We start from the raw sequence: 24,431 nt of genomic DNA, 5'->3' as shown, positions 1-24,431 counted from the left end.
CGTCGGTTACCTCGTGCTCATGGCCAGTAGCCTTCTCGGCGGGCCGCGGATGGACACGCCGCTCATCCCGCTCCCCGAGGCGGCCAAGCCCAAGCACCGGCCGACCGTTCCGCCGGCCGAGATCGCGATCGAAACACCCCGGCCGACGAACAGTTCCGGTACGTCGGGTGACGGGCCGACCTCCACTCCGGAGACTCCGTCGACGACTCCCACCGGCGTACCGACCTCAGATCCGACGACCGTCCCGACCGCCATCCCGCCGGTGACTCCGGTGCCGCCGCCGACCGTCGTACCGACGACGACCACACCGCCGGGCCGGACGAACTCGCCGACGACCGCCACACCCACGCCGACGGCGACCACGCCACACGGCAACAGGCCGACCACTCCGCCCGGTAAGACCAAGGCGCCGACCACCCCGTGAGCAGACCGGTCGCGCGGCGGGCCAAGCAGGTCCCGCTCCGCACGCATTGGGTCGTCCTGACCATGCTGCTGGTCTGCCTGGCCAGCATGCTGTTGCTGAACGGCTACACGCACCACATGTTCGGTACGGAGCCCGACGGCGCGGTCAAGCCGACCGGCGGATCCGGAACGGTACCGCGACAGATCGTCACCGGCGGACCGGTCATCGACGCCGGCGACGGCACTCCCCGGTCCGTGTCACCGAAGGCCCGCACCATCGCGCTCACCTTCGACGACGGCCCGGACCCGGTCTGGACACCCAAGATCCTGGACCTGCTGCGGCAACAGAAGGTGCACGCGACGTTCTTCGTCGTCGGCACCGAGGTCGCCGCGCACCCGGAGCTGGCCCGCCGGATCCTTGCCGAAGGGCACCAGATCGCCCTGCACACCTTCACGCACGCGAACCTGTCGACCGCCTCTTCGTGGCGCCGTTCGCTCGAGTTCCGGCAGAGCCAACTCATCCTCGCCGGAGCAACAGGTGCCAGTACGACGCTCTTCCGGCCTCCCTACTCCTCCGAGCCGGACGCATTGACCGACCGCGACTGGGCAAGCCTCCAGCAGATCCGGAAGGCGGGCTACCTCAGCGTGCTGAGCACGCAGGACAGTGAGGACTGGCGTAAGCCCGGGACCGAGCAGGTCATTGCCAACTCGATGCCTCGCAGCACGGCCGGACAGGTGCTGCTGATGCACGACGCCGGCGGCGACCGTAGCGAGACTGTCGAGGCACTGAGCAAGCTGCTCCCCCGGCTGAAGGCCCGTGGCTTCCGGTTCGCCACGGTCAGCGACTCGGTCGGCATGCCGGACCCGACCCACAAGGCGAGCGTGCTGGACCGCGGTCGCGGTCTCGCGGTCATCTGGGCGATGCGGATCAGCGACGCCGTGCTGGCCCTGATCGGCTGGCTGCTGTACGCCGCCGGCGCCCTGAGCGTGCTGCGCGCGATCGCCACGGTCATCGCGGCCCGACGGCACGTGAAGATGCGTGGCTGGAGCTACGGACCCCCGGTGACGGAACCGGTCAGCGTCATCGTTCCGGCGTACAACGAGAGTGCTGGTATCGAGGCCGCGATCCGCTCGCTCGTCGCGTCGGACCACCCGCTGGAGGTGATCGTCGTCGACGACGGGTCGACGGACGGTACGGCGGACCTTGTCGAAGCAATGCACATCCCCGGGGTCCGCGTGATCCGGCAGGCCAACTCGGGCAAGCCGATCGCGCTGAACACCGGGCTGCGCGCGGCACGGTTCGAGCTGATCGTGATGGTCGACGGCGACACCGTGTTCGAGCCGGACGCCGTCCGCAAGCTCATCCAGCCGTTCGGGCACCCGTCCGTCGGGGCGGTGTCGGGCAACGCCAAGGTGGGCAACCGGCGCGGTCTGCTCGGGCGCTGGCAGCACATCGAGTACGTGATCGGGTTCAACCTGGACCGCCGGTTGTTCGACCTCGCCGAGTGCATGCCCACCGTTCCGGGTGCCGTCGGCGCGTTCCGTCGTACGGCGCTGGAGCGGATCGGCGGACTGAGTGACGTGACGCTGGCCGAGGACACCGACCTGACGATGGCGCTGTGCCGGGACGGGTGGCGGGTGGTCTACGAAGAGAGTGCGGTCGCGTGGACCGAGGCGCCGGCGTCGCTGGGCGCACTGTGGCGGCAGCGGTACCGCTGGTGCTACGGGACGCTCCAGGCGATGTGGAAGCACCGCGGGGCGATGGTGCAGGGCGGTCGGGCCGGGAAGTTCGGCCGTCGCGGTCTGACGTACCTCATGCTCTTCCAGGTGCTGCTCCCACTGCTGGCACCTGTCGTGGACGTGTTCGCGATCTATGGCCTGGTGTTCCTCGACCCGGTCCGCGTGCTGGCGGTCTGGGGCGCCTTCCTCGTACTGCAGTTGATCATGGGCTTCTACGCGTTCCGGCTGGACGGGGAGCGAGCTGGACCGCTCTGGACGCTGCCGTTGCAGCAATTCGTCTACCGGCAGCTGATGTACCTGGTGGTCATCCAGTCGGTCTTCACTGCACTGGCCGGCACCAGGCTCCGCTGGCAGCGCATGGAGCGCTACGGGAGCCTCCAAGCACCGGTAGGTCCAGAGGTTCGCTAACCTACTGTGACTGTCGCCGCACGTAGGGTTAAAGAATGTTGAAGCGGGCTGCACTTCTTGTCGGGGTTCTGCTGGTTGCCACGGCCGGCGCGAAGCCGGTGGTCGTCGGGGGGACGGTGGCGAGCACGGCCGAGGCGCCGTGGGCGATCGCGTTGAACAACACGCAGTCCATGTCATCGAGCGGCCGGTACTGCGGAGCCGCCCTGGTGGCACCGAACAAGATCGTGACGGCCGCACACTGCATGGACGAGCCGGTGTCGACGTACTACGCGGTGCAGGGGCGGGCGGACCTCGCAGACCCGTCGGTCGGACGGGTGTCGGCGATCAGCAAGGCGTGGGTCCACCCCGGCTACAACACGAAGGACCACCGGTACGACGTTGCGGTGCTGACGTTGGCGAAGCCGTTCGTCGGCGTACCGGTACTGCCGCTGGAGACCCGTGCCCGAGCGGACCGGACAGGCGCCGTGCCGACTGTCTACGGCTGGGGTGACACACAGGACACCGGGCCGGACGAGACCCTGCAGAAGGCCGCCGTACCGGACCTCGGCGACAAGGCCTGCCTGGCAGTCAAGAGCTACGTCTCCAACGGGTACGCCGCCGCAACCAACGTCTGTGCGGGCTACCTCGCAGGCGGCAAAGACGCCTGTCAGGGCGACTCCGGTGGCCCGCTCGTCCTGAACGGTCGACTGCTCGGCGTCGTCTCGTGGGGCCAGGGCTGCGCCCAACCCGGCAAGCCCGGCGTTTACACGGAGATCGCGGGGGCGGCGAAGGCCGTGCTCCAACAGGTTCGTTAACCCGAAACATACCTGTCAGTACGAGCGTCTATACGTTACGGTCCTGTCACGCTCCGAAAACACCATGTCCTTACCTTTCTGGTCAGCTACCCAGTTGCTCAGTGAGGAGAAGGCATGGCGCAGACCAGACGTCAATTCCTGCAGCAGGTCGGAATCACCGGTGGAGCGGGGGTGCTCTACTCCACCATGTCGGCGCTCGGCCTCACGGGCGTCGCCGAGACTCCCGCGTACGCCGCCCCGTCGCGGGCCGATCTCAACGGCCGCGGCGGCAAGCACGTCGTCATCCTCGGCGCCGGGATCGCCGGACTCACGTCGGCGTACGAACTCCTGAAGGCCGGCTACAAGGTCACTCTGCTCGAGGCCCGTCAGCGCCCGGGCGGCCGCAACTGGACCGTTCGCGGCGGCACCGTCGAGACCGACCTGGCCGGAAACACCCAGCGCGCGACGTTCTCACCCGGTCAGTACATGAACGCCGGGCCCGCGCGGTTGCCGCAGCACCACGTGACCCTCGACTACTGCCGCGAGCTCGGCGTCGCGATCGAGCCGTTCGTCAACCAGAACGCGGACGCGTACCTCTACCGCGAAGGCACCACCAGCCTGTCGAACAAGCCGATCCGGCACCGCACCGCCAAGGCCGACGTGTACGGCTACGTCGCCGAACTGCTGGCCACGGCCGCCGATCAGGGCGCGCTCGACACCATGCTGACCGCGGCCGACAAGGAGGCGTTGATCGGGTTCCTCAGCAGCTTCGGCTCGATCGGGAACAAGGCTTCCGGATTCGCGTACACCGGGACCGACGGCCGACGCGGTTACACGGTCGAGCCGGGCGCCGGGATGGAGGCCGGTACGACGGCCGCGCCGTACGCACTGAGCGACGTCTTCGCCAGCGGTGTCGGCAACTACTTCTCGTTCGAGTTCGGCTGGGACCAGGCAGTGATGATGTTCCAGCCGGTCGGCGGGATGGACCGGATCCCGTACGCGTTCGAGCGGGCCGTCGGCAAGGACAAGATCCTGTACGGCGCCGAGGTGACAGGGATGAGCAACACCGGCAACGGTGTCCAGGTCACCTACAAAACCGGGTCGCGGACCAAGATGATCACCGCGGACTACGCCATCTGCACGCTGCCACCGCACCTGGCCGCGAAGGTCCCGTCCAACCTGCCGGCGCCGATCGTCGAGGCACTCAAGTACGCCCGGCCGACGAACGCGGGCAAGATCGGCATCGAGTACGGCCGGCGCTGGTGGGAGGAAGACCACCGGATCTACGGCGGCATCACCAACAGCAGCCTCGACACCGTGAACACCTGGTACCCGTCGTACGGGTTCCACGGCGACCGCGGCACCGTCATCGGCTACTACAACACCGGTGCCAACGCCAACGCGTACGGCGCTCTGACGCCGGCGGCCCGACTGGAACGCGCACTGATGCAAGGCGCCAAGGTGCACGGTGACGCCTACGCGAAGGACGTGAAGGCGTCGTTCTCGGTGAACTGGTTGGGCACCAAGTACTCCGAGGCATCCTGGGTCAGCTGGCCGTCGCAGACCGACGGGATCTACGCCCGGCTGCTCGAGGCCACCGGCAACATCTACTTCGCCGGCGACCACCTGTCGCACGCCATCGCCTGGCAGCACGGTGCGATGGTGTCCGCCCGCGCGGCCGTGACCGCCCTGCACAGTCGGGTGGCGAGCCGATGAAGCGCACCTCTCTGATCGCGGGCTCCGTCGCGTTGGTCGTGTCGTTCACAGCCGGTGCCGGTACGGCGGTCGGCTGGTGGGACCGGCCGAAGCCGCCCAAACCCGGCACCGTCGTACCCGCCCTGCCCGCCGGACAGTCCAACCCGATGATCGCGACCGGTGTCGGGATCGGCGCCAACACCCCGGTCTACAAGACGAGCGGGATCGGGCCGTCGGCACTCAACACCGGTGCACCGGCCGGGTCCGAGGCGTCGTACATCGACACCGCGATCTTCCCGGGCGGGACGTTGCCCGCTGGCGTGACCATCACCGAGGCCCAAGGGATCAACGTACTCCGGCGGATCGGCGAGAACCTCGCAGCTGCCGGGCTGTCCTACGCCGACGTCTACACGATGCGGGTCTTCCTGCAGAACCCGGCCGGCGCGACGGTCGCCGACTTCGCCGGGTGGAACCGCGCGTACCGCCAGTACTTCGCGAACACCGACCTCACCACCGGCGCCTACGTCCCGGTCCCCCTCGGTACGGCGCCACCCGCGAAACCGTTCGTGGTCAACAAGTCCCGCCCGTCCCGTTTCGCCCTGGAGATCGAGAACCTCCCGGTCGGCGGCTGGCTCGTCGAAGTAGAAGTCGACGCGGCCTACCCGGCACGCTGAACCGACACCGGATGCCCTGGCCGACCCCGGCCAGGGCATCCGGCCGTGCTTACAGCACCGCGCCTCGTGGCGCGATCTCGACGGCGGCGACTCCGCGGGAGAACAGCACCATGTCCCGATCGCCATGTCTGCACCGAAGCAGTCCGGAATCACTCGCGAGTGCTGTGACGGCATGCTGGACAGTCACGTCGTCCGCCGCCCCGGGCTCCTCGTAGGTGAGATCCAGGTGGTCACCGCTGATCATCCGGATCCGCAACACAATCCTCGCCATAGCCGAACCCTACGCGCCGCCCCGCTGGCCGGGGCAGCTCACGCAGAGGCAGACTGTTGCCATGAGTGAGCCGGTCCGTGTGATCAAAGCTGGTGATCTGGTCGCCGCCGACCCGACGGCCGGCATGCTCCGGATGCGAGCCTTCGAGCTCCCGATCCTGTGGGCCGGCCAGGTCATCACGCAGCCTGGTGCGATCTCCGGCTGGCACCACCACGACCGGAACGAGAGCAGTCTCTACATCGTGTCAGGGGTACTGCGGCTCGAGTTCGAGGGCACCGACGAGTACCTCGACGCGGTCGCCGGTGACTTCGTGCACGTGCCGGCCTTCACCGTCCATCGCGAGAGCAACCCCACGGACGACCCGTCCCTGGCGATCATCGCCCGGGCGGGCGGCGGGATCCCCACCGTCAACGTCGACCCACCCCGTTAACCTGACGGAGTGGCGACCCACGAACAAGTGACGGTCGGCGTTGTCGGCGCCGAGCAGATCGTGCACCGGATCATCAACCTGGCCCGCGAGCTGGACAACCCCGGCCTGCGGCTGGTCACCGCTCAGTACGCCGACGAGCACGACGCGCACGAGCAGGCAGCCCGGATCGCCTCCCGCGTCGACTCCTTCCTGTTCGCGGGACCGCTGCCGTACGACGTGGCGGTCGCGGGCGGGCTGCCCGTGCCGGCGACGTACGTGCCAAGCGGCGGACCGGCGTTGTTCTCGACTCTGCTTCGTGGCGTGCTCGAGAAGGTCTTCGATCCGGCCCGGATCAGCGTCGACACGATGTCGCGGCGCGATCTCACGCACGTCTACGAAGAGATCGGCCTGAGCGCTTCCGGCGTACGGCTGAAGGAATACACCAGCCCGGAGTCGGCCGAGACGTTCCTCGACTTCCACCGCACCCTGCACGAGCGCGGGCGGACCACCGGGGCGGTGACGACGGTGCCGACCGTCGACGTGGCGCTGCGCAAGGCCGGCGTACCGACCCTGCGGATGACGCCGTCGTCGATGACGATCCGGCAGGCGCTGACCACGGCGATCCTGATGGGCAGTGGCGCCAAGCTCGAGGAGTCGCGGATCGTCACGATGATCGTCCGGGTGCCCGCCGCCTCGTTGCCCGCGCACGCGAGCGCCAGCGCGTACTGGTACCAGGAGCTGCGGCTGTCACTGCACCGCGAGTTGCTGCGCGACGCCCGGCCGATGGACGCGGCGGTGGTCCCGCGGGACGAGCACAGCTTCCTGATCGTCACGACGATGGGCTCGTTGCGGCTGGCAACCGACAACCTGTCGATGGCGCCCTTCCTGGACCGGATCTCCGAGGAGCTGGGGATCCGGCTCGAGGTCGGCATCGGCCTCGGTACGTCGACCCGCGAGGCGGAGGTGAACGCGCAGTCTGCCGTCGACAAGGCGGAGGGTGGCGGCACCGCGTTCGTGGTCGGGCCGCACGGCTTCGTGCTGCAGGTTCCTGGTGAGCGCACGCGTGCCGTCGAGCGCTCGGTGCCGGGCGACTCGCGCGCGCTCCAGATTCTGGCCACGCTGGCCGAGCAACTGGAGAACGCGAACGACACCGAGCGGATCGTCGACGCGGAGAAGGTCGCCGAACTCCTCGGCGTCACACTACGAACCGCCCGCCGAACACTGAGCATGCTGGTCGATGAGGGTCTGGCCTGGCCGATGCCGCCACCCCGCTCGAGCAAGCTCGGCCGACCACCACGCCCGTACCAACTCCTGGTGGAGAAGATTCCCCGCTAGTTATTACGGTCGTCCATAACAGCTATTTAGGCCTTGCCGAAGGAGGACGCCTGGGGCAGGGTTGGTCGCGTGCCAGAACCCCTTCATGCAGTCGCAGTGGTGGACGACCGGGCGGCAATCGAGCGGGCCCACCAGGCGGGCCAGGACGCCTGGTGGGTCTACCTGGCCGAGGTGCTCGGACACCTGCGGCTGCCGTACCGGTCGATCTCCCCTCGCTCGGCGGCCGCGCCGCCGGACGATGTGTCAGTGCTGGTCTTCGCGACCACTCCTGATGCGGGCGCGACCAACGGTCTCGAGCAGTGGGTGCGCAGCGGCGGTGTGCTGATCCTCGTCGGCGATCCCGGTCCGCTGTCCGCGCTCGCGGGTGTATCGGCCGGCGACAGCGTCCCGGACGGCCACGTCGTACTGTCCGAAACCCCGGTTTGGTCGTCCCGTCCACCGGTCGCGCTGCACGCTGTCGGCGGTCGTCGACTCACTGGCGACGACGTCGAGGTGCTCGCCCGCTGGCAGGACGACGACGCGGCCGCCGTCACCCTCCGGCGGCTCGACGCGGGCATCGTGCTGACGTACGGCGTCGACCTATGGCAGACCATCGTCCGGATCCAGCAGGGGTACGCCATCACCGCCGACGGTGAACCGGCCGCCGACGGCACCGCGCCGATCGACGACGGCATCCTCAAGTGCGAGGACGGGATGGTGCTCAGCTTCGAGCGGGACCGGGCGATGCCACCGGGCGAGCCGGGGTTGCTCCCGACGTACGAGCACACCTATCCGCCGCCGAGCGCCGTACCGATGTTCGACCAGCCGCACGCCGACTGGTGGTGCTCGTTGTTCGCGCAGAGTCTGTGGTGGGGCACCGCACAGGCCGGGGTCGCAGTGCCGTGGCTCTGGTACTGGCCGGCCGGTGTCGACGCCGTCGCGCACATGTCGCACGATTCCGACCAGAACGTCGAGGAACACGGTCAGGCGGCAATCGATGCGTTCGCCGAGGCCGAGGTTCAGGTCACGTGGTGCCATGTGTTCCCGGGCGGGTACTCCCCCGAGTTGTACGAGGCGATCACCGCGGCAGGGCACGAGAATGCCCTGCATTACAACGCGATGGGCGACGCGGACCTCGCGGTCTGGGGCTGGCCTCAGATGCGCGCGCAGTACGCCTGGGCGCAAGCCGTGACCGGGACCGAGCAGATCGTCTCGAACAAGAACCACTACACGCGCTGGGAGGGCTGGACCGAGTTCTATACCTGGTGCGAACGGCTCGGTATCCAGATCGACGAGTCGCGCGGGCCCAGTAAACAAGGTGATGTGGGCTTCACGTTCGGCGCCTCGCACGTGTCGTTCCCGATGGCACCGATTGCTGAGGGCAACCGGACGTACGACGTACTCAACCTGCCGCTGCACACCCAGGATCTCGCCTGGGCCGGGCACGTCTCCGTACGGGACGTGATCCTGGATGGCGCTCAGTCGGTGCATGGTGTTGCGCACTTCCTGTTCCATGGGCCGCACCTGCACTTACGCCCGCCGACGCGGGCGGCGTGTATCGAGCTCGCTGCGGAGGCCCGACGGCGCGGGATGCCGTGGTGGACGGCCACCCGGATCAACAGCTGGGAGCGCAGCCGGCGTGGAGTCGTGCTGTCGGTCGAGCCGCATCCGGACGGTCTCGCCGTACGAGCCGAGGCTTCGGAGTCGGTGCCGGGCGCTGCGGTGCTGCTCGCCGTACAGAGCACTGGCCCCATTGTGAAGGAGGGCAAGGGTTCGGCCCAGACGGTGGAACGGCTCGGCCGGACCTTCGTCGAACTGACCGCGGATATCGTTGCTGGAGACAACAGATGGGTGATCACACCATGATGTCCGAGTGGCCGCAGTACGACGACGAAGAAGCGAAGGCCCTGCTGGAGGTGCTGAACTCGGGGAAGTGGGGTAGCACCAGCGGGGATGTTGTCGCTACCTTCCAGCAGGAGTTCGCGGAGTACCAGCAGGCGGGGCACGCGATCTGCCTCGCCAACGGGACGCTCGCCATCGCGGTGGCTTTGCGGGCGGCTGGTGTGGGCATCGGTGACGAGGTGATCGTGCCGCCGTACACCTTCATCGCGACCGCTTCGGCGGCGCTGTTCGTTGGTGCGGTGCCGGTTTTTGCGGACGTGAATGCGGACACTCATCTCCTCGATCCGGTCGCGGCCGAGGCTGCGATCACCGAGCGGACGAAGGCGATCGTTGTCGTCCATCTCGCGGGTCGGCCGGCGGACATGGACGCCTTCAATGCGCTCGGTGCCAGGCACGGGCTGACGATCATCGAGGATGCGGCCCAGGCACACGGGGCGGCGTACAAGGGCCGGCCGGTCGGCGCGATCGGTGACCTCGGCACGTTCAGCTTTCAGAGCAGCAAGAACATCACCGCCGGCGAAGGGGGCGCCGTACTCACCGACTCCGCGGAGTTGGCGAGCGCGGTGTACTCGCTGGTGAACGTCGGCCGGGTGCCGGGCGGTGGCTGGTACCAGCACGAGGCGGTCGGGTACAACCTGCGTCTGACCGAGTTCCAGGCGGCGATTCTGCGGGTCCAGCTGCGGCGTCACCCGCGCCTGCAGGAGCTGCGCGAACGCAACGCGCGACTCCTCACGGACCTGCTGTCCGACGTTGACGGCATCCAGCTCGCCCCGGACGACCCGGCGATCACCGCACACGGCCGGCACCTGTTCATGCTCCGAGTCCCCGGCCGCCGCGATGCCGTCCTACAATCTCTCGCCGCCGCGGGCATCACCCGAGCATCCAGCGGCTACGTCCCCCTGCACCGCAACACCGCCGTACTCCGAGAATCCAAAGCAATCACCACCCGCCTGGGCCAGCCCTACCCAGAGGCGGATTGCCCGAACGCCGACAAAGTCTCCACCGACACCATCTGGCTCCCCCAGCCCTACCTACTAGGCACCGAACAACAAACCCAATCCCTAGCAACCACCCTCACCAACGCGCTACAGGGCTGAGTCCTGGCGGATGGGGAGTACGGCGGAGAGTAGTTGCTTGGTGTAGTCGTCTTGGGGGGCGCGGAACAGGTCCTCGGTGGAGCTCTCCTCGACCAGTTGGCCTTTGTTCATGACTGCTACGCGGTCGGCCAGTCGTTCTACTACTGCGAGGTTGTGGGAGATGAACAGGAAGGACAGGCCGAGGCGGTCGCGGAGGTCGGTGAAGAGTTCGAGGATCTGGGCCTGGATCGAGACGTCCAGGGACGACGTCGGCTCGTCGCATACGAGCAGGTCGGGTTCGAGGCCGAGCGCACGGGCAATCGCGATGCGCTGCTGCTGACCGCCGGAGAACTGCCGTGGGTACAGCTCCGCGTGGCCGGTGTTGATACCGACCAGGTCGAGCAGTTCAAGGGCCTTGGTACGCCGGGACTCCTTGTCGCCCCGTTCGTGCAGGCGCAGCGGCTCCATCACGTTGCCGATGGCGCTGAAATGCGGCAGCAGCGAACCGTACGGGTTCTGGAAGACCATCTGCATCCGCGGCCGCAACATCCGCAACTCACGAGCCGGCAACTTGTTCAGGTCCTGCCCGTCGAACTCGACCCGCCCCGATGTCGGGGTCTGCAGACCCATCATCAACCGCGCCATCGTCGACTTGCCACTGCCGCTTTCCCCAACCAGGCCGAGCGTCTCGCCGCGGTGCACAGTCAGCGAGACGTCGTCGACAGCGCGAACCTCTCCGGCACGGGTCCGGAAGACCTTGGTCACAGACTCGGCGCGAACCATTTCGTCAGGCATCGACGGCCACCTTCCAGCACGCGGCGTCCCGGCCGGGACCGATCGTCAGGATCTCTTGCTCCGTCGCACACCTGGGCAGTTCGGCCTGCGCACACCGCGGATGGAACGGACAGCCCTCGGGACGGTGGGACAGGTCAGGCGGGCTGCCCGGGATCGGCCGCAACGGAAGGTCCCGGCCGCCGACCTCGACCCCGGAACCGAGCAGACCAACGCTGTACGGATGGCGTGGATCGTCGAGCAGTCGGTCCATCGGCGCCCGCTCGACCACGCGACCGGCGTACATCACGACCGCGTCGTCGCAGAAGTAACGGGCGACACCGAGGTCGTGGGTGATCATGATGACGCCGGTACCGCGGTTCTTCAGCTCCGCCAGGAGGTCGAGGATCTGCCGTTGCACGGTGACGTCGACGGCGGTGGTCGGCTCGTCGGCGATCAGCAGCGCCGGCTCGGTCACCATCGCCATCGCGATCATCGCGCGCTGCCGCATCCCGCCGGACAGCTGGAACGGGTACGTGCGGATCCGCTTCTCCGGGTCGGGGATCCCGACGTCGCCGAGCGCCCGTACGGCGCGCTTGCGAGCTTCGGCCTTGTTGCAGATCCCGTGCCAGAGCAGGTGTTCGGTGAGCTGGCGCTCCAACGTCAGCGTCGGGTTCATCGCCTCCATCGCGCTCTGGAAAACCATCGCGATCTCGCGACCGCGGACCTTGCGCAGTTCCCTGTCGCCGATCGCCAGCAGGTCCCGGCCGCCGAATAGCGCCTGGCCACCGGTGATCCGCGCGGTCCGCGGGAGGATGCCCATCACGCTGCGCATGGTGACGCTCTTGCCGCTACCGCTCTCGCCGACGATCGCCAGCGCCTGCCCACGCCGTACGTCGAACGACACCCCGTCGACAGCGGTCAGCGGTTCGGCGCCCTCGCGCCGGAACGTCGTCCGCAGCTCGCGGACGGACAGCAACGCGTCTTCGCTCATCGCTGCTCTCCACTCGGATCGAATGCATCCCGTACGCCGTCGCCGATCCACGTGAACGCCAGCAGGGTAAGGGCGAACAGCACCGCCGGCGCGACCAGCATGTGCGGCGCCGCCAGCAGGTACCGGCTGCCCTCACTGATCATCGCGCCCCAGGACGGGGTCGGCGGCTGTACGCCGAGCCCTAGCAGCGCTAGCCCTGCCTCGGCGGCAATCGCGGCCGGGATCGCGAAGCTGGTGGTGACCAGGATCGGCCCGATCGCGTTCGGCAGGATGTACCGGATCGCGATCGTGCTGCCCTTGGCGCCCATCGACCGGGCCGCCTCGACGTACTCGCGTTCCTTCAGCGTCATCACCTGGGCCCGGACCAGCCGCGCCTGAGTGACCCACGACGCGATCCCGATCGCGACGACCAGCGCGAAGATGCTGCGACCGAGCACGGTGACCATCACCACCGCGAACAGGTAGCTGGGGAACGCGTACATCACGTCGGTGAATGCCATCAGCAACGACTCGACCCGGCCACCGAGGTAGCCCGCCAGCAGTCCGATCGCCAATGCCAGCACGAGCGCCGTCAACTCAGCACCGAACGCCACGGTCAACGCCGTCTGCAAACCGTAGATCAGCCGGCTGAGGATATCCCGGCCGAGCAGGTCCGTGCCGAGCAAATGCCCGGGAGCACCCGGGCCCGCCAGCTTGTGCTGGATGTCGGTTTCTTCATAGCCGTACGGCGCGATCAGCGGCGCCGCGAGCGCGGTGAGGATCAGCAACGCGCAGAAGATCAGGCTGCCGAAAGCCAGCCGGTGCTTGCGAAACCGGGACCACGCCCGCGACCAGGGACCGCGCGCGGTGGTCCCGCGCTCGATCGGCTCCGGTTCGCCGGTACTCATGGTGCCGACCACGGCCTCGACGCCCTCAGTGGCCGTCATGGGACCCACCTCCCACGGTACGGATTCGGGGGTCGAGGAGTCCGTAGATCAGGTCCACGACCAGGTTGGTCACCATCAGGATCAGCGCGAAGAACATCGCCGTACCCATCAGCAACGGCATGTCCCGGCTGGCCGCCGCGTTCGCGAAGTACAACCCGAGACCGGGGATCCGCAGCAGTGCCTCGACGAACACCGTGCCGGTCATCAGTGCCGCCAGCAGCGGGCCGGCCACGGTGACGAGCGGGATCAACGAGTTGCGCAGCGCGTGCCGGATGATGACGGTCCGCCGCGGGCCGCCCTTGGCCAGCGCCGCGGTGACGTACTCCTCGCGCAGGGTCTCAAGCATGCTCGACCGCACGTACCGCGCGAGCACCGCGGCCGGGCCGAGGCTGAGCGCGAGCACCGGCAGGATCAGGTCCTCCGGGCCGTTCCAGCCGCCGGACGGCAGCAGCTTCAGGGTCGCTGAGAACAGCAGGATCATGAACGCCGCGGTCAGGTAACTGGGCAAGGCGTGCCCGAGGGTGACCGCGAACATCGTCGCGTGGTCGGTCTTGGTGTTCTGCCGCAACGCCGCGAACACCCCGATCGGTACGGCGATCAGCAGCGCGAGCAGGACGGCTAGCAGCGCTAGCGTCGCCGACACCGGGAACGCCTCCGAGATGATGTCCTGGACGTTGCGGCTGGCGTACTTGTACGACGGCCCGAAGTCCCAGACGACCGCGCCCTTCATGAAGATCAGGTACTGCTTCCAGACGGGTACGTCGGCGCCGTACCGGGACTCGAGCTCGCCGACCATCGACTCGGTGCCGACGCCGCCGAAGTTCGTGGCGCCGCTGTTCACCCGCTGCAGATCGGCGAAGTTGCCGGGCGCGAGCTGCAGCAGGGTGAACGTCAGGATCGAGACCGCGATCAACGACAGGACCAGGCGCACCGCGCGCTTGCCGAGGTAGACGGCGAGCCCCACGTCAGCTCCCTACGCTCAGCGACTTGAGGTAGAAGTAGTCCGGGTAGGCCCGCAGTTGCAGCCCTTGCACCTTCGGCTTGACCGCGTGGAAGAGACTCAGCCAGAGCACAGGCAGGTACAGGTACTGCTCCTCGCGCAGCTTCGCCGCCTGCTTGTACAACTCCATCCGCTTCGCGTCGTCCGCCTCGGTGTTGGCCTTGTCGACCAGCGCACTGATCTCCCGCGCGGGCTTCGACGCGTGCCCGGCGAGGATGGCGTCGAGCTGTGCGGTCTTGTCGGCCGGCTTGAGGTTCTTGTCCTCCTGCACAGATTGGTACTTCTGCCACTGGTCGCTCGGCAGGCTGATCTCCTGCACGTTCTTCGGCGACCAGAGCGAACCGACCATCGTCGGCCAGGTCGGCAGTCCGGCGAACGTGCCGTAGTAGAAGCCGATGTAGTTGCCCTTCTGAACCTGCCAGCGCCGCTCGGTGTACACGCCGGACTCGACGTGGTCGACACTCGCCTTGATGCCGAGCTGCTTGGTCCAGCTGTCCACCATCGCGTCCGCAAGGGTGGTGTCCGGTACGCCGACGAGGATCCGCACCGGCGGCAGGCCCTGGCCGTTCGGATAGCCGGCCTCGGCGAGCAGGCGCTTGGCTTCGGCGACGTCCTCCTTGATCCCGAGGCTCGCGTCCCAGCCTCCGGTCCGGCTGGTCACCAGCGAGACCCCCGGCTCCTGACCGGGCTGAACGCCGGCCAGGGTCTTGCGGTCGAGCGCCAGCGACAGCGCCTTGCGGACCCGGACGTCCTCCATCGCTGGGTGCTGGCTGCGCAGCTTCGCGAGGTAGAGGATGCTGTAGTTCTCGGTCTGCTTGAGCTCCTTCGACAGGTTCGCGTCCTTCTGGAACCGCAGTACGTCGGGCCCGGCCAGCTGCACCAGATCGGTCTCGCCGTTCTCGTACGCCACCGTCGCGGTCGCGGCCGCACTAGGCTCGACCAGGTTGACCTGGATCCGGCCGAGCTTGACGTTGCCGCGGTCCCAGTACTTCTCGTTCGGCACCAGGATCAGCTTCGAGTTCGGGACCCACTCGGTCACCGTGTACGGCCCGTTGGACACGTAGTTCGGCGGGTTCTGCCAGTCCTTCGGCTTGCTCTCGACCAGGTCCATCGGCAGCGGCAGCATCGCCGGGTGGGTCAGCGCCAGCAGGAAGTCCGGGTTGGGGTTCGACAGGGTGAGCACGAGCTCGTGGTCCCCGTTCGCCTTCACGCCGACCTTCGACCAGTCGGTCAGTACGCCGGCCAGGAAGTCCTTGCCACCCTTGATCCCGGTCGAGACCTGGTAGCTGTTCGCGCCGAGCGTCGTACCGCCGGCCGACGTCGCCGCCGGCGTGAACAGCCGCTTGTAGGTCCGCTCGAAGTCCTGTGCGACAACGGGCTTGCCGTCGGACCACTGCGCGTTGTCGCGCAACGTGAACGTGTAGGTCAGGTGGTCGTCGGACACCTTCCATTCGGAAGCGACGGCCGGCAGCACGCCGTCGCCCTTCTCGTTCTGGGCGACCAGGCCCTCGGAGATCCCACGGCTGAGGATCCACATGCCGTTGGTGATCACTTGCGGGTCCAGCACCTCGACCGGTACGTAGTCGATCTTCAGCGTCGACTGGCCGTCGGCCGCCTTGCTGTCGTCACCGAACAGACCGCAACCGGTCAGCGACCAACTGCCGCCGATCGCAGCCATGGTCAGACCGGACAATCGCAGGAAGTCGCGCCGGGTCTGGCCGACAGGGGGAACCGAGCTCGCGCGTTTGGCCATGGAGTGTCGCCTTTCTGGCGTCCTGAACTCGACTTATGGCGCGACCGTAGGGCCGTACGAGCGTCGATGTCAACGCTTTACGGCCATTACCGAAATTGATCTAGATCGGTGTCAGCTGAAGCGCTCGTACGCCGGGAGCGTCAGGAAGTCGACGTACTCGTCGGCGAGCGCGACCTCCAGGAACAGGGCGCGAGCGGCGTCGTACCGCTCCGGCGTACCGAGTTTGGCGATCTCCTCGTCGGCGATCCGCTCGACCAATTCGGTGGTGACCGTATCCCCAGAGTCGAGGGTGACCTCGTTCCGGCGCCACTGCCAGATCTGCGACCGGGAGATCTCGGCGGTCGCCGCGTCCTCCATCAGGTTGAAGATGCCGACGGCGCCGGTGCCGTCGAGCCAGGCGGCCAGGTACTGGACGGCGACACTGACGTTGCTGCGGAGGCCGGCTTCGGTGACCTCACCCGGCGTGGCAGCGACGTCGAGCAGCTGATCCGCGGTGACGGCGACGTCCTCGCGCAGTTTGTCGAGCTGGTTGGGCTTCGAGCCGAGAACCTTGTCGAAGACGGCCTTGCAGGTCTCGACCATCCCCGGGTGCGCGACCCACGAACCGTCGAAGCCGTCGCCGGCCTCGCGGGTCTTGTCGGCCTCGACCTTCGCGAACGCCTGCTCGTTCACCGCTGGGTCCTTGCTCGGGATGAACGCCGCCATCCCGCCGATCGCGTGCGCGCCGCGCTTGTGGCAGGTCCGCACCAGCAGCTCGGTGTACGCGCGCATGAACGGCACCGTCATCGTCACGCTGTTCCGGTCCGGCAGCTGGAAGTCCTTGCCGCGGGTCCGGTGCGTCTTGATCACGCTGAACATGTAGTCCCAGCGCCCCGCGTTCAGCCCGGCCGAGTGCTCGCGCAGCTCGTACAGGATCTCCTCCATCTCGAACGCGGCCGGGTAGGTCTCGATCAGCACGGTCGCGCGGATCGTCCCGCGCGGGATGCCGAGCGCTTCTTGCGCGGTGACGAACGCGTCGTTCCACAGCCGCGCTTCGAGGTGCGACTCCATCTTCGGCAGGTAGAAGTACGGTCCCTGGCCGCGGTCGAGCTGCAGCTGCGCAGACGCGGCGAAGTACAGCGCGAAGTCCACCAGCGAGCCGGACGTCTCGTCGCCGTCGACGAGGATGTGCTTCTCCGGCAGGTGCCAGCCGCGCGGCCGTACGACGATCGTCGCCAGCTCCTCGTCCGGGTTCAGCGCGTAGCTCTTCGTGTCGGTGCTGAAGTCGATGCGCCGGGTGATCGCGTCCAGCAGGTTCAGCTGGCCGCCGACCACGTTCTCCCAGGTCGGAGTGTTCGCGTCCTCCTGGTCGGCCAGCCACACCTTGGCGCCCGAGTTCAGCGCGTTGATCGTCATCTTCCGGTCGGTCGGTCCGGTGATCTCCACTCGCCGGTCGACGAGCCCCGGAGCGGCGGGCGCGACCCGCCACTCCGGGTCGTCACGAACGTCCTTCGTGTCCGCCAGGAACCCCAGCGAGGCCCCGGCCGCGATCTCCGCGACGCGCTGCCGGCGTCGCTCGAGCAGCTCCCGCCGCCGTCCGTCGTACGCACGGTGCAGCGTCTCGATCAGTCCGAGCGCCCGCTCGGTGAGGATCTCGTCGTACCGCTCGCCCATCGGGCCGGTGACCTCGACTGCCACAGGGAACTCCTTAACTCAGAACTACGACTTCGTGATCGGTGATCCGGTCTACCCCGACCGTAATCCAGCCGTCCTGCTCCTGCACGTCCACCTCACCGCCCGAGACGAGGAGCCGCGCCCGCGATCCGCTCGCCCTGACCTTGACCTTGAACGGACCGGCGGGGGTGAGCTCCTGCAGGCGGCCGCGCCAGGCGCCGCCTTGATCGAGGTTGACCAGGTGCAGCACGTGCCGGTCGCCCTGCCGGTACAGCTGGCAGTCCAGTACGCCGGCGCCCTCGATGTGCAGCGGAATGCCGTCGTGACGGACCAGGTTCGCCAGGAGCTGCCCGTGGTCCGGGTGGTGGTACTTGGTGTACAACCGGTCCAGGTCGGCCGCGAGGTACGCCGTACGTTCACCGAGGACCAGGGCCGGTACGTCGCTGGTCGGCTCCTCCATCCACGACTTCTCCGGCGGGTAGATCGGGAACGGCGGAATCCACGACAACGCTTTCCGTGCCTGGGACTCGACCACTTCCAACTGCCCGCCGAACGGCAGCACGTCCGTGTCGCCGTCGAAAACCGATCGGTCGTCGATCCGCAGGTAGCTGTGGCTGTCGTAGTTCTCCCAGTCCGTCACTGTCCCGTCCCCGAGCCGCTTGCCCTGGTGCCGGACGCCCAGCAGATCGCCCAGCACCCAGTCGTCCCGGCGATCGCCCCACTCGTCGTAGAGCCCCGATTCCCCGGTCACGACGAGCTTCCCGCTGAAGGCGCGCAGTTGGTCGCATTGCTCATCCGTCAGCACGCCCACGTTCGGCACGACGAGGACCTCGAATCGTTCATCCACCTCGGTCGTGGGCAGGTACGGGATGCGCGCGCGAATCAGCGCATCCACCCAGCCCCGGTACGGCAGCTGGCTGACCTCCTCAGGCTCGTCCTTGCCGTGGAAGTCCACGCTCCGCTGGCTCCAGAACAGGCCGACCGTGGCGACCGGCTCCCGATCGACCAGGAACTCCTCATGCGCCTCGTGCCAGGCGAACAAGGGCTCCGCGGTCGCGTACTGCCGCCGGTCGTCGTGCACCGAGCCGATGTGGTGCCACCACGGCTGGATCCCGCCGGCCCAGCCCTCGATCGCCCACATCCGTGCCTCCGGTTCGGGTTTGCTCCCGAGCCGGAACGTCGGAACGCCGGCGTCGTACATCGCAGTACTTTCCGGAATCAGTGTTTCGGGGCCGAGCAACCCGTGCAGGCGTTTTCCGGCGTCGGCGTTCGCCTGGAACCCGGATTCCTCGTGCCGCCACTGCGAGTCCAGCAGGAAGATCGACGCCCGCTTGCAGATCTCGACGTCGTCGCGCAACCTCTTGCTCTGCGCAACGACCTCGCCCCCGTTCATCCCGATCCACAAACAGTCCGGACCGCCCGCCCGGCGCGTCACCTCGTTGTTCAGGTCCCAGACCGCCAGCCGCCGGTCGTAACTCCAGCGGATCCATTGCTTGTAGACCGGATCCGTCCAGTCCGGGGCGGTGGGCAGCTCCTGGCCGAAGCTGTCGCGGCAGTTCGGGCAGTAGCAGATCGAGTCCCGTCCGAGACCGCTCCAGCTGTTGTCGGTCAGGCCGTCCGGCGCGCTGCGCTCGATGATCTCTTCGAGGATCCCGGTCAGGAAATCCCTGTAGTACGGGCCGGTGACGCAGGCGACGTACAGGCGACCGGCCCGATAAGGATTGCCGTTGGCATCGACCGCGAACCAATCTGGGTGTGCGTCGTACAAGGGCTGGTGGGCCCGGTTGGAGTCCATCCGGGCGAGTACGGTCAGGCCGTCCTGCCGGGCCAGGTCGACGATCTCGCCGTACAGGTCCCGGTCGCCGAGGTACTCCGCCCGGTGGTGCAGCTCGAACTTGCTCGGGTAGTACGCGACGATGCCGCCGGCGTTGACGATCACCCCTTGGACCTTCGTACGCCGCCAGTGCTCCCGCCACCAGTCGGCGTCGTACCGCGCTGGATCCTTCTCGGTGAGGTTGGTCTGCGCCCACCGCATTGTCCTTTGGTACCAGGGCTTCACGGGAGACTCCGGACCGCGTCTCCGGCACCGGAAAGATTGTCCAGCAGCATTTCCGAGTATTTCCGGCTCAGTACGACGCCCTCCGCGCCGCCCTCAAACGCGGCCAGCGTCGCATCCCGCACGGACTCCCGGGTACACCGGGTCAGCTCGCCCTCGTTGTCGTCCCAGTTGATCTTGGTGCCGAGGTCCCGCGGCGACTCGAGCCCACGTTGTTTCGCGACCCCGACCGGGATGTCGATGTCGATCCCCGGGTAGATCTTGCTCTGCCCGCCGACGCCCGCGACCGCGCGCTCGGTCTCCCGCCGTACGTAGTCCGCGGTGAATCCGGTCTGCGGCAGCTTCTCGTAGTCACCTTCGTCGAGCTGCAGCAGCTTCATCATCAGCGGGTAGACGTCCTCCGGCTCGGCGTCGGCGAACAGCGCACCGCAGATGCTCTTGACCCAGGTGAAGAACCGCGGGCCCGCGCAGTTGTTGTAGATGACGACCTTGACGAAGTCCGAGAACTTCGCCATCTCGGCGTAGTCCTGGTCCGCCCGGTAGAACGGGCTGAACGAGATGTTGTGGTACACGTGCCAGCCCACCTGCACCTCGGGCGAGATCGCCTTCGCCACCCCGTAGATGTCGCGGTACAACTGCCGCTGGCTCTCAGTCCACAACGTCTGCCAGGCCAGGACCTCGGGGAAGTTCAGCAGAATCCGCCAGAACGTCACGAATGCGCCGTCCACCGGGCGCTCACCGGCGCCGACCCGCTGGTTCCAGTCGACCAGCTCGCGGTAGCCGCGCAGCGCGCGATCGACATCGATGCCACGTTCGCGGGCAATCCGCCGGCAGTGCGTGCAGAAGCAACCGACCTCGGGTACGTCGACCGTGCCCTGCATCAGCATGTTCAGCGGCCCGGGCCGCTCCGAGCACCAGGCCAGCCCGTCGAGCTGGTAGCTCTGCACGTAGTCCTCGACGAACCCGAGGTGCCAGTTGCGGTAGTCCGGATTGTTGAAGCACGGCCGCCGGCCCGGCCGGCCCCACACGTCGACCTCGAGCACCTTGGCGAAGTTCGGGTACGTCCGCAGCTCGCGCGCGCCCCCGCTCTCCTCCATCCAGGCGAACGACTTCATCCCGCGCTCCCGGGCCTTCGGAATCACCTCACCGAGCAGGTCGAATTCCGGATTTTCCGGCGCCTTTCCGACCGCGCCGAGCACGGTATTTCCGTAGTACTGCGGGTGCGGGGTCGCGTAGTTGCCGCCGACCCAGCCGAGGTCGTACTCACCCACGCCGTGGTCCGGGAGCGGGTGCCCCGGGATCTGCCGCCCGCCGGTTCCGCGGGTCCAGGTCGGCGTGGCCAGGAACAGCGCGTTCACCGCGCCGCGGTCGGCCAGGATGTCGAGTGTCTGGTCGACGCCTTCGTCGACGAACGAAACCGCTCCGATCTGCATGGCAACGAGCCGGTCCGGCACGGTGCTCACCCCTTCATTCCTGTCATCGTGATGCCTTGGATGAAATAGCGCTGGGCAAAGAGGAAGACGGCGATCACCGGTACGACGGAAACCGTCGCACCGCACATCAGCAGACTGATCTGGGTGAAGTACTCGCCCTGGAACTGGGCCAGCGCCACCGGCAGCGTCTGCAGGTTCTCGGAATTGATGTAGATCAGCGGGCCGAACAGGTCGTTCCACGACTCCAGGAACGTGAACACCCCGATCGCGGCCAGCGCCGGTTTGGTCTGCGGCAGCATGATCCGCCAGTAGATGCCGAACGTGGACGCCCCGTCGATCTTGCCCGCGTCCTCGAGTTCCTGCGGAACGGTCAGGAACGACTGCCGCATCAGGAACGTCGCGAACACCGGCGTGAGCACCTTCGGCACCCACAGCGGGTACTGCGTGTCCACCCACCCGATCTGCCGGAAAACGATGTACTGCGGGATCAGGTAGGCGATCCCCGGGATGATGGAGGTGGCGAGCAGCACCATGAACGCCGCGTCCCGGCCGGCGAACTTCAGCCGCGCGAACGCGTAGCCGGCCATCGACGCGACGATCAGGATCCCTACTACGTTCAACCCGGCGAGTTTCACGCTGTTCCAGAGGAACACCGGGATCAGCTCGAACACCTGCCGGTAGTTGTCCCAGTGCGCGTCCGTCGGCAGGAACTTCGGCGGCACGCTCAGCACCTTCGCCTCCGGCCGCAGCGAGGCGCTGATCATCCACACCAGCGGTGCCAGGAAAACGATGGCGAACAAGGACATCACGACGTACTGCGAGGTCTTGGAGACGAGTCTCATGTGTAGAACACCCACCTCTTCTGCAGCTTCCACTGCAGGTAGGTGACGGCCGCGATCACCGCGAAGAGGATCCACGCCATCGCGGAGGCGTAGCCGACCTTCCCGTAGCTGAACGCGTTCTGGTAGATGTTGAAGATGTAGACGCTGGTGGCGTGGCCCGGCCCGCCCTTGGTCATCACGTAGATCAGGCCGAACACCTGGAACGACGTGATGAACTGCGTGATCAGCAGGAACAGGAAATGCGGTGTCAGCAACGGCAGCGTGATGAACCGCAGCCGCTGCCACGCGCCGGCCCCGTCGATCCGCGCGGACTCGAAGTACTCGGCCGGCAGCCCCTGCAGGCCCGCGAGCAGGATGATCATCGGGTACCCGATGCCCTGCCAGACGCTGACCATGATCACCGCCGGCATCGCCCAGCTCGAGCTCGACAGCCATTGCGGGCCGTGGATCCCGAGCTGGTCGAGCAGCCCGTTGATCACCCCGTTGTCCGGCTGGAAGAACCAGAACCAGACGAACCCGATCGCCACCACGTTCGTCACGTACGGCGCGAAGTACGCCGTCCGGAAGAACGCGACGCCCCGGATCGGGCGGGCACACAGCAATGCCAGCACCAGGCCGATGCCGATCGTCAGCGGGATGCTCGCCAGTGTGAAGTAGACGGTGTTCTTGAACGTCTGCAGGAACAACGGATCGTCACTGAACATCTCGGTGAAGTTCTTCAGCCCGACGAACTTCGGCGCCGCGATCCCGTTCCAGTCGGTCAGCGAGGCGGCCATCGAGACCAGGATCGGGAAGAACTGAAACGCCACCACCCCGACCACGATCGGGCTGATGAACAACCAGCCGGTGAGATTCTGCCGGCGCCGCGCCCGGCGTACGTCGGCCACCTGAACAGCGCCGCGGTCGCGCGCCATCGTGATGGTTGCCATCGACATCAACCCTTCAAGGCGTTCTCCACCTGGGACTTGACGCCCTGGAGCACGTCGCCGACGGGTTTCTCGCAGTTGTAGGCGGTGTCCAGCGCCGGCCGGTACAGCTCACGGGCGCCGATCGTGTTCTTCGTCTGGTTGGTCGCGGTGAGGTGCTTCGCCGCCTCGGCGAACAGCCCGATGTGCGCGGGCGCCTTGCCGTTCGGCGCGAGCCCGGCCGCGGCCTTCAGGTTGATCGGCGTGAAGGCGCCGCCCTGGAGCAGGGTCTTGCCGCCCTCCTCGCTCGCCAGGTACTTGAGCAGTTCCCACGCCTGGTCGGGGTTCTTCGCCTTCTTCGGGACGCAGAACACGATCACGCTCGACTCGGTCTTCTGCTCCACGTCAGCAGGCGGCGGAGCGACGTCCCAGGTGAAGTCCTTGATCGTGGACCGCAGGTACGGCACCGTCCCGAAGGTCGCGAACATCATCGCGAGCTTGCCCTGGGCGAACATCTGGGTTTCCGCATTGTCCTGCTGCAGCACGGACCACGGCGGCTGCACCTTGTCCTTGCAGGTCAGGTCGGTCGCCCATTGCAGGGCCTCGACCTCCTTCGAACCCGGCAGCGTGAACTGCGTGCCGTCCTTGGAGAAGATGCCGGTCTCGCTGCCGTGGTTGACGGTGAACGTCTGCTCGTAGCCGGTGTCCAGGTACACGAGAGCGCCGTACTGCTTCTTCGCCGGGTCGGTGAGCTTCTTCGCGGCCGCCTCGAAGTCGGACCAGGTCCAGCCCTGCGACGTCCAGGTCGTCGGCGGCAGCGGTACGCCGGCCTGCTTGAACAGATCGGCGTTGTAGAAGATCAGCCGCGGCTCGTACCCGAGCACCCAGGCGGTGTGCGAGCCGTCGGGCTGCTTCGGGAACTCGAACGTCTCCTTGGCGAACTGCGACGTGTCGAGCTTGTCCTTCTCGATGTAGGGCCGCAGATCCAGCAGCGCCCCCTGCTGGGAGAAGCCGCGAACGAAGTCGTCGTTGATCCGCATCACGTCCGGCGGGCTGCCGCCGGCGATCAGGGTGCGCATCTTGGTGTCGTACTCCTGGGTGACCGCGGGCTGGATGGTGACCTGCGTCCCGGACTGCTTCTCGAACGCCTGGATCGCCTGCTCCAGCGGGTTGCCTTTCACCTGCTCCCAATTCAAGAACATGAGGCCCTTACCGCTGCTTGCGTTGCCCTTGCCACCGCAGCCGGCCAGCAGGCCGGCGGCCGTCAGTCCCGTCAGACCGGCGAGAAACCTGCGGCGGTTCAGGTTGGAGAGGTTGGTCTGCACCGGAATCTCCCATCCGCGAGGGATGAATACGTATACACTTCAGCTACTGAATACGTATACACAGCTCCGTTGGCGTGGTCAACGCCTGGTGCGGACACTCTTGAGTAGG

21 protein-coding genes are annotated in these 24,431 nt (G+C 67.3%); 9 read left to right on the top strand and 12 right to left on the bottom strand.

The genetic code is table 11. From position 1 onward, the window contains the following. Window positions 1-19 precede the first annotated feature (19 nt). The 5 genes from EV649_RS38390 to EV649_RS38370 all read left to right on the top strand — a co-directional run bounded on the left by EV649_RS38390 (window position 20) and on the right by EV649_RS38370 (window position 5,692). The gene (locus EV649_RS38390) at window positions 20-424 is read left to right on the top strand and encodes a hypothetical protein (protein ID WP_130388650.1); all 405 of its coding nucleotides are present in this window, start codon (window positions 20-22) and stop codon (window positions 422-424) included. Beyond that, entirely contained in the window at window positions 421-2,550 is a 2,130-nt protein-coding gene (locus EV649_RS38385) for a bifunctional polysaccharide deacetylase/glycosyltransferase family 2 protein (RefSeq protein WP_241999216.1), read from the top strand. The genes EV649_RS38390 and EV649_RS38385 overlap by 4 nt, the downstream gene beginning before the upstream one ends. A gap of 35 nt (window positions 2,551-2,585) precedes the next feature. Continuing rightward, window positions 2,586-3,344 (top strand): serine protease, encoded by a 759-nt coding sequence (locus tag EV649_RS38380; protein ID WP_130388649.1) that lies wholly within the window; start codon window positions 2,586-2,588, stop codon window positions 3,342-3,344. A gap of 114 nt (window positions 3,345-3,458) precedes the next feature. Next, a complete protein-coding gene (locus EV649_RS38375) occupies window positions 3,459-5,039 on the top strand; it encodes an FAD-dependent oxidoreductase (RefSeq protein ID WP_130388648.1) in 1,581 nt (526 codons plus the stop codon). Continuing rightward, window positions 5,036-5,692 (top strand): Rid family hydrolase, encoded by a 657-nt coding sequence (locus EV649_RS38370; RefSeq protein WP_130388647.1) that lies wholly within the window; start codon window positions 5,036-5,038, stop codon window positions 5,690-5,692. Before EV649_RS38375 ends, EV649_RS38370 begins: the two co-directional genes overlap by 4 nt. A gap of 49 nt (window positions 5,693-5,741) precedes the next feature. On the opposite strand, the gene EV649_RS38365 is transcribed toward EV649_RS38370, so the two are convergent. Then, entirely contained in the window at window positions 5,742-5,963 is a 222-nt protein-coding gene (locus EV649_RS38365; RefSeq protein ID WP_130388646.1) for a hypothetical protein, read from the bottom strand. Window positions 5,964-6,024: 61 nt separating this feature from the next. Here EV649_RS38365 and EV649_RS38360 point away from each other — a divergent pair, with 61 nt between their 5' ends. From EV649_RS38360 to EV649_RS38345, 4 genes are all read left to right on the top strand, one after another. Then, window positions 6,025-6,393 carry a cupin domain-containing protein gene (locus EV649_RS38360; protein ID WP_130388645.1) on the top strand — a complete coding sequence of 123 codons (369 nt, stop codon included), beginning with the start codon at window positions 6,025-6,027 and terminating at the stop codon, window positions 6,391-6,393. Between the two features lie 9 nt (window positions 6,394-6,402). Continuing rightward, entirely contained in the window at window positions 6,403-7,707 is a 1,305-nt protein-coding gene (locus EV649_RS38355) for a transcriptional regulator (RefSeq protein WP_130388644.1), read from the top strand. 69 nt (window positions 7,708-7,776) lie between these two features. Continuing rightward, entirely contained in the window at window positions 7,777-9,552 is a 1,776-nt protein-coding gene (locus EV649_RS38350; RefSeq protein ID WP_130388643.1) for a hypothetical protein, read from the top strand. Beyond that, complete coding sequence (locus EV649_RS38345; protein WP_130388642.1) at window positions 9,534-10,685, top strand: DegT/DnrJ/EryC1/StrS family aminotransferase; 1,152 nt, start codon at window positions 9,534-9,536, stop codon at window positions 10,683-10,685. The genes EV649_RS38350 and EV649_RS38345 overlap by 19 nt, the downstream gene beginning before the upstream one ends. Here EV649_RS38345 and EV649_RS38340 read toward each other — a convergent pair. The 11 genes from EV649_RS38340 to EV649_RS38290 all read right to left on the bottom strand — a co-directional run bounded on the left by EV649_RS38340 (window position 10,674) and on the right by EV649_RS38290 (window position 24,322). After that, complete coding sequence (locus EV649_RS38340) at window positions 10,674-11,459, bottom strand: ABC transporter ATP-binding protein (protein WP_130388641.1); 786 nt, start codon at window positions 11,457-11,459, stop codon at window positions 10,674-10,676. The two genes, EV649_RS38345 and EV649_RS38340, sit on opposite strands and share 12 nt — an antisense overlap. Beyond that, window positions 11,452-12,429, bottom strand: coding sequence for an ABC transporter ATP-binding protein (locus EV649_RS38335; RefSeq protein WP_130388640.1), 978 nt, complete (start codon window positions 12,427-12,429; stop codon window positions 11,452-11,454). The genes EV649_RS38340 and EV649_RS38335 overlap by 8 nt, the downstream gene beginning before the upstream one ends. After that, complete coding sequence (locus tag EV649_RS38330) at window positions 12,426-13,355, bottom strand: ABC transporter permease (protein ID WP_241999215.1); 930 nt, start codon at window positions 13,353-13,355, stop codon at window positions 12,426-12,428. The genes EV649_RS38335 and EV649_RS38330 overlap by 4 nt, the downstream gene beginning before the upstream one ends. Then, entirely contained in the window at window positions 13,342-14,319 is a 978-nt protein-coding gene (locus tag EV649_RS38325) for an ABC transporter permease (RefSeq protein WP_130388639.1), read from the bottom strand. Before EV649_RS38325 ends, EV649_RS38330 begins: the two co-directional genes overlap by 14 nt. Before the next feature lies 1 nt (window position 14,320). Then, complete coding sequence (locus tag EV649_RS38320; protein ID WP_130388638.1) at window positions 14,321-16,108, bottom strand: peptide ABC transporter substrate-binding protein; 1,788 nt, start codon at window positions 16,106-16,108, stop codon at window positions 14,321-14,323. A 111-nt stretch (window positions 16,109-16,219) separates the two neighbouring features. Further along, on the bottom strand, window positions 16,220-17,785 hold the full coding sequence (aceB, locus tag EV649_RS38315) for a malate synthase A (RefSeq protein ID WP_130388637.1): 1,566 nt from the start codon (window positions 17,783-17,785) through the stop codon (window positions 16,220-16,222). A gap of 10 nt (window positions 17,786-17,795) precedes the next feature. Next, a complete protein-coding gene (locus EV649_RS38310) occupies window positions 17,796-19,796 on the bottom strand; it encodes an alpha-amylase family protein (protein WP_130388636.1) in 2,001 nt (666 codons plus the stop codon). 20 nt (window positions 19,797-19,816) lie between these two features. Continuing rightward, window positions 19,817-21,280, bottom strand: coding sequence for a hypothetical protein (locus EV649_RS38305; RefSeq protein WP_130388635.1), 1,464 nt, complete (start codon window positions 21,278-21,280; stop codon window positions 19,817-19,819). Then, window positions 21,277-22,092: a carbohydrate ABC transporter permease gene (locus EV649_RS38300; RefSeq protein ID WP_130388634.1), complete on the bottom strand. Its 816-nt coding sequence runs from the start codon at window positions 22,090-22,092 to the stop codon at window positions 21,277-21,279. The genes EV649_RS38305 and EV649_RS38300 overlap by 4 nt, the downstream gene beginning before the upstream one ends. Then, window positions 22,089-23,021: a sugar ABC transporter permease gene (locus EV649_RS38295; RefSeq protein WP_241999206.1), complete on the bottom strand. Its 933-nt coding sequence runs from the start codon at window positions 23,019-23,021 to the stop codon at window positions 22,089-22,091. The genes EV649_RS38300 and EV649_RS38295 overlap by 4 nt, the downstream gene beginning before the upstream one ends. Before the next feature lie 5 nt (window positions 23,022-23,026). Continuing rightward, on the bottom strand, window positions 23,027-24,322 hold the full coding sequence (locus tag EV649_RS38290; protein WP_130388633.1) for an extracellular solute-binding protein: 1,296 nt from the start codon (window positions 24,320-24,322) through the stop codon (window positions 23,027-23,029). Window positions 24,323-24,431: the final 109 nt, after the last annotated feature.

Source organism: Kribbella sp. VKM Ac-2569 (genome assembly GCF_004216905.1).
In the GTDB taxonomy this organism is placed as follows: Bacteria; Actinomycetota; Actinomycetes; order Propionibacteriales; family Kribbellaceae; genus Kribbella.
This window is presented reverse-complemented; position numbering and strand designations above follow the sequence as displayed.